Below are 6,106 nucleotides of genomic sequence, written 5' to 3'. Positions count from 1 at the left end.
AGCGGGTGAGTATGAACTGGAGCGTTTTATATTTAATTGCACCTAACTACTTAGCAAATAGCAACGGATTTCGACCACAGACGAAACGAACGAAGATCTGTGCGTCGATCGCTCATTCGTTTCATCCGCTCAAATCTGCTGCCTCTAGACTTCTTCTGCTTCTAGCTCCTCTTCTTGAGGCTCATCGACTTCGGGCTGTTGAGGTTCTTCTGGTTCCTCTTCGTATTCCTCCTCTTCGTATTCCTCTTCGTAGTCGTCGTACTGAGCGGCTTCGGCATCAGCCTTTTCTTGAGCGATCCGTCGAGCTTCTGCGATCGCCGCAATCTTCTGGTTTTCGGCTTCGTAATCGTATTTGGCGATGTCTTTGATGTCAATTTTCCAACCTGTGAGCCGAGCGGCGAGACGGACGTTTTGACCTTCTTTCCCGATCGCCAAACTCAACTGATCCTCGGCCACCAGCACATGAGCCTGCCGACCATCCGGATCGACTAATCGCACTTCATCCACCCGCGCCGGACTCAACGCATTAGAAATGTAAGTAGACGGATCGGGCGACCAGCGAATCACATCAATCTTTTCGCCCCGCAACTCGTTCACCACTGCCTGAATTCGAGACCCCCGCGCCCCAATGCAGGCCCCTACCGGATCGACATCGCGCTCTAACGTATCGACAGCAATCTTGGTACGCGGGCCCACATAGCGAGACGGAGGATTAGCCTCCCGCGCCACCGCCACAATCCGCACAATGTCGTCCTGAATTTCGGGCACTTCGTTTTCAAACAAATAAACGACCAGTCCCGCATCGGCCCTTGATACAACAAGCTGCGGGCCACGATGTGACCCTTCACTCACCTTTTTTAGGTAAACCCTGAATGTGGCGTTGGCTCGATAGTTATCGTTGGGCAGTTGATCCCGCTTGAGCAATTCGGCTTCGACTTCTGGCTGACCAAACCCGCTGGTGACCGCCATGATTACCGATTGCCGTTCAAATCGCAGCACTCTCGCCTGCAAAATTGTGCCTTCTAGCTCCTGAAATTCTTCTTGAACCAGTTTGCGCTGCTGGTCTCGTAGCTTTTGGGCCAAAACTTGCTTGGTTTGAATCGCGGCCATCCGCCCAAAATCGCCTTGTTCAGGGGTGACATCCAGTACGACCGTATCGCCTGTCTGAGCTTCGGCGGCGACTTCCAAAACTTCTTTGAGGGCGATTTGGTGGTCGGGGTTGTTGACCTCTTCGACGATCGTCTTGGTTGCCAACACGCGAAACCCTTCTTCCTCAATGTCTAGCTCGACTTCAAAGTTGTCAAAATAGTCTTCTTCAAAGTTGGGGTTGTCGATGCGTTGAGTGCGGCGAAACCGTTCATAACCCTTCATCAAGGCTTCTCTCAAAGCGGCTTGTACAGATAGTTTGGGCAGATTGCGGTCTCGGCTGATGCCGTCGATCATGTCTTTGAGTCCAGGCAATGCGACCATTGACATAAGAAAATCTCCGTGAGTATTAGATTGTTAGATTGGATAGTCAGGCAAAACAGAAATCAGGCTATTCCTCTCCTTCGGCCAGCAGCACTTTGTCTACCAGTTCGCGAGGAATGGCGATCGTTCGCCCCTTTAAGCTGAGATAGACGGCTTTTTCATCGCGCTTGATCAGGTTGCCCGTCCACTCTGTTTGACCCTGATGGGGTGCAGAGGTGCTGATGATGGCCGGAAAGCCCCGAAACGAAGTGAATTCGCGATCGGTAGTGAGCGATCGTGAAATCCCCGGACTGGAGACTTCCAAAACGTAGGCTTCAGGCATCATTTCAGTTTCGTCTAGTGCCACTTCAAGAGCACGACTCATTTGCTCACAGTCTTCTAGCCCCGTGTCATCCTGCTTGTTTCGCACATCGACCCGTAGCACAGGCGGGCTTTGGTTGGTCTGAAAAACGGCCGCAACGACTTCCAAGCCTAGTGACTCTGCCACGGGTGCAGCGAGGTTAAGGATTTGAGGAATTAAGGGATGCGCCATTTGAATACTGCTCCAAATAAAAAAAGTGGGTCACTTTAGCCCACTCCTCATGAAATGATTTCATGAAATTCGGTGACGAACAGCGAACTGTCCTTCATAGTGATCTAGTTTAGCGGATGAATCTTAGAGTGGCGGGTTTTTTGAGGGATGAGGGATGAGGGATGCAGGGATGAAAGGTAGTGTTAAGCCTCTTGTTGGTTGCCCAATCCCCAAAATTGATGGAATCTTCCCAAGGATGCGCTGCTCCACCAAAAATTGACATCCCTCATCCCTCATCCCTACTCCCTAATCCCTCATCCCTAGAAGGTAAAAGTCGTCCGAATCACAGGCACAACGACGGTACGACTGCTACTAAAGCCTTCAGGATTGAAGATCACAAACGCACCGGGCGTAATGCTGATGTTGTCATTGACTCTAAAGTTAAAGTAGCCCTCCACCTGATAAGGCGTTCTATCTTCAGGAGAAACGGCCGCATCGCGCACCGCAATCCGATAAAGAGGACTGCCGAAAATTAGGCCCGCAGAGTTGCCTTTTCTAAACACATCTCTCACCTGAATCCCGACTAACCAACTGAGAAAGTCTGTACCTGCCTCTAAATCCACCAGATCAGCCCGAATGTAACTTGCAGAACCAGCCAGCGTGATCGTCGGGCTAAACTTGAAAGCCACCGTTGCCCCAAAGGTGTTGAGCTTAATGCCCTGGTTAGCCACGCCTCCCAGCAAGCCTAACCCTGTAGAACTGCGTCTCGTAAACTGAGCGAGTTGAGCCGCGTTAAGTCTGGCCGGGTCTGGGATGACGGAACCAATGTCACCCGTTCCTAGCCCGGTGCCCAGAATGTTGATTTGGTGATAGCTGTGGGCGTAGTTGAGACCGATGTCGATCGCGCTCGTCGGTTTGACCGTCAATTGAGTGGCTACTACATAGCTGCCGTTAAAAACGCCTGCCCCCAGCGGTGTGCCAGGAAATCCTGCATTGTTCACAACGTTGGCGTTGACGCTGCCATAAAGGGCACGCAGGTCGATCGTGTCTGAGAGATTAAAGATGAATCCCGCAGCAGAAGCCAACCCCGTCTGAGATGTACCACCCGAAACCCGTTGAGCGGCTGGTAACGTTGCAAAGCGAGAAATTGCGCCTTGCCCTTCACTCGCCCAGGGCAAAATTGAGGGAAACGCATCCGACACTTCTGCATTGGTGCCGACAAAGGCAGTAAATTTATTGACGAGTGGGAAGATGTAGAGCAGCTTATAGAGGCTAACAGAATTATTACCGCCTCTCGCGCCCAAGTCTTGCGGACTGACTGTGGGAAACTGCGGCTCAAATCCCAACCGAGTATGACTGGCATTGCCAAACACCGCATCCCCGTAGCCCAAGGTTCCGGCTAGACTGCCGCCGCTTGTGCCTAAAATGCTTGGCCCGCCCCCAAAGTTGTAGGCTTGTAGCCCGGTGATGAGTAAGTCTTTTCCAGAAAAGCTCGTGTTGAGATTGAGCCGAACACGGTTGTTGAAAACAGTATTAGCATCTCGACCTGCCCGCGCATTTGCCGCCAAGACGGCCGCTGGTGTCGCACCAATTACCCCAGGAGCCAGCGTTAAGTTGCCATTTGTATTGTTGATAAAACCAGCATTGCCGCCTCGATAGGAGCCATACGCTGACGACAGGCTAAAGATAGCTTCTCCGCTCAGTTTGGTGGTGGTTGAGAACTGCTGCTTTTCTAGCGTGGTGGTTCGAGCTTCGAGCGCATCGACTCGACCGCGCAGGGTGGCTAATTCTGCGGCAAATTCTTCTTGAAGCTTCTGGAGCGTTGCCAAATCTTCTTTTTTCACCAGGTCTGCGGTGGCGGCAGCAATTAACTCATTGACGCGATCGAGACACGCATTCAAACCCGCCGCAAACTCAAAACGGGTCATGGCACGGTTGCCGCGATAGGTTTTGTCAGGATAGCCCGCAATACAGCCGTACCGTTCGACAAGGGACTGCAACGCTTGAAATGCCCAATCTGTGGGGCGCACATCGGATAACTGTGATACGGAAGTCACCTGATCCATCGCGATCGGGGCGGATGCTTGTGAAAGTTGAGATACCGATGGGGTAGAAGGGGCTGAGGTGGCTTGAGCGATCTCGATCGGCAGCGAAGAGCGAACTTCATTATTCACACGAAGAGTTTGAGAAGATTCAACTGCACTGGCCTCAAGGGAAACTTGTTTCGCAAGCGCGGGCATTCCCATCAAGGGAAGACTTGCCAATAGCCCAATCAGATAAAGGGTCCGAGTCAAAGATACTTGCTTTCTGTTCACAATAAATCCTCACCAAAATCATTTAGGAACTGCCTCAAAATCTGTAGTTCACTGACCGCAAAGTGTCGGAAATGGGTTAGATAACCCCTCGATTGCCAATCGACTCGTAACCCTTCAAAAGCTTTTAGCGGCACCGAACCACTCACACCTCACGCAGTCCCTTTGGAGTTTTCCAAAGGGGTAATCGTTCGGGGATCATGTCTGAAGTTAAGAGTGGTTCGTCTACAAACTCTATCTGTCGTAGGGGTCTCAACGGAATAGCCTTAGCCTCAGAAAATTGTGATGATTACAATAGAGGTCGCTCGCATGATTAAATCGTGATGAGTCTTGCGCGATCGCCAAAATTGGCTCTATGATAGAAGGCTGTGTCGAATTAGAGCAAACCCATGCCCAAGCTGAAATCCCGTAAAGCCGCCGCCAAGCGCTTCAGAGCGACTGGAACTGGCAAAATTGTGCGCCGCAACACTCATAGAAAGCACCTCTTAGAACACAAGAGTCCCAGTCGTCGTCGTCGCCTCGCTGGAACGGCGATCGTCAATGAGCGCGATGCAGATAACGTACGGGCGATGCTGCCTTACTTGTAAGGTGATGGGCTTGTCAATTTCTCTAGCCTCAAGACCAGAATCAACATTAGGAAAACTGAACAATGACACGGGTAAAGCGCGGTAACGTTGCTCGCAAGCGCCGCAAAAAAATTCTCAAACTTGCTAAAGGCTTTCGTGGCTCTCATGGAAGTCTGTTTCGTACCGCTAACCAACAGGTGATGAAGGCGCTGCGGAATGCCTATCGCGATCGTCGCAAACGGAAGCGTGATTTTCGTCGGCTGTGGATTACTCGTATTAATGCCGCCGCCCGGATGCACGGATTGAGCTACAGTCAGCTAATTGGCAAGCTCAAAAAAGCTGAGGTTGAAATCAATCGCAAAATGCTGGCTCAGTTGGCAGTGCTTGATCCCGAAGGGTTTGCAAAAGTGCTAGAACTGGCTAAATCAGCTTAAGTCAGATGTCTGGCTCCATTGGGATGCTCAAAGTCATTCCTCAAGTCTTTGGACTCTTTGTGTTAGGGGCGCAGTTGTTGTGGCCCCTTCAGTCGTTGGCGGCAGATTTGCAGACGATCGTGCGCCGGGGACAGTTGATCGTTGGAGTCAAAGACAACTTGCGTCCTTTGGGGTTTCGAGATGCTGAGGGCAAGCTACAAGGGCTAGAGATTGAAATCGCTCAGAGGTTAGCTGAAGAAATATTGGGTCGGCAAAGCGTCACCTTTAAGGCTGTGAATAACCGCGATCGCCTGATGCTTGTCACTGAGGGACAGGTTGATCTCACGATCGCCAGAGTCACCGCTACGTCTTCTCGCTCTAGAATTGTCGCCTTTAGCGCTCCCTATTACTTAGACGGGACTGCTCTGGTGACTAAAAATTCAGGAATTCAGAAAGTCTCGGACTTGAATGGTCAGACGATCGCCGTTCTCAACGATTCCAGTACGATCGCTAGTTTGCGCTATCGTTTGCCTCAAATCAAACTGGTTGGCGTTGATTCCTACCAGGCGGGACAAGAGCTTTTGGAGACTGGAGGGGCGATCGCGTTTGCGGCTGATGCGAGTGTGTTGACGGGCTGGGTTCAAGAGTTTTCTCAATTTCGACTGCTGCCCTTGCGTCTGTCTACCGAGCCGCTCTGTATTGTTCTGCCGAAAGGCGTTCAGTATGATGAATTAAGACGACGCATTGACAGCGCGATCGCTCGTTGGCACTCTGAAGGATGGCTTGAGAAACGGGCCGCCTACTGGGGACTGCCGTGAAACCTTTTTATCATCA

The 6,106-nt window shown here is 51.3% G+C and carries 6 protein-coding genes; 3 read left to right on the top strand and 3 right to left on the bottom strand.

The genetic code is table 11. From position 1 onward, the window contains the following. Positions 1–144: 144 nt before the first annotated feature. The 3 genes from nusA to ACKFKH_RS13335 form a co-directional block, all read right to left on the bottom strand. The gene (gene nusA / locus ACKFKH_RS13345) at positions 145–1,476 is read right to left on the bottom strand and encodes a transcription termination factor NusA (protein ID WP_446858793.1); all 1,332 of its coding nucleotides are present in this window, start codon (positions 1,474–1,476) and stop codon (positions 145–147) included. 61 nt (positions 1,477–1,537) lie between these two features. After that, positions 1,538–2,002, bottom strand: coding sequence for a ribosome maturation factor RimP (rimP, locus tag ACKFKH_RS13340; RefSeq protein ID WP_446858792.1), 465 nt, complete (start codon positions 2,000–2,002; stop codon positions 1,538–1,540). A gap of 299 nt (positions 2,003–2,301) precedes the next feature. After that, a complete protein-coding gene (locus tag ACKFKH_RS13335; RefSeq protein ID WP_446858795.1) occupies positions 2,302–4,227 on the bottom strand; it encodes an iron uptake porin in 1,926 nt (641 codons plus the stop codon). A 455-nt stretch (positions 4,228–4,682) separates the two neighbouring features. Between ACKFKH_RS13335 and rpmI the strand changes: the two genes are divergently transcribed. The 3 genes from rpmI to ACKFKH_RS13320 all read left to right on the top strand — a co-directional run bounded on the left by rpmI (position 4,683) and on the right by ACKFKH_RS13320 (position 6,090). After that, positions 4,683–4,880: a 50S ribosomal protein L35 gene (gene rpmI, locus ACKFKH_RS13330; RefSeq protein ID WP_446858791.1), complete on the top strand. Its 198-nt coding sequence runs from the start codon at positions 4,683–4,685 to the stop codon at positions 4,878–4,880. Positions 4,881–4,942: 62 nt separating this feature from the next. Beyond that, positions 4,943–5,293 carry a 50S ribosomal protein L20 gene (rplT, locus tag ACKFKH_RS13325; protein WP_446858790.1) on the top strand — a complete coding sequence of 117 codons (351 nt, stop codon included), beginning with the start codon at positions 4,943–4,945 and terminating at the stop codon, positions 5,291–5,293. A 5-nt stretch (positions 5,294–5,298) separates the two neighbouring features. Continuing rightward, positions 5,299–6,090 carry a transporter substrate-binding domain-containing protein gene (locus ACKFKH_RS13320; RefSeq protein ID WP_446858789.1) on the top strand — a complete coding sequence of 264 codons (792 nt, stop codon included), beginning with the start codon at positions 5,299–5,301 and terminating at the stop codon, positions 6,088–6,090. Positions 6,091–6,106: the final 16 nt, after the last annotated feature.

This window comes from Phormidesmis sp. 146-20, assembly GCF_052939475.1.
This window is presented reverse-complemented; position numbering and strand designations above follow the sequence as displayed.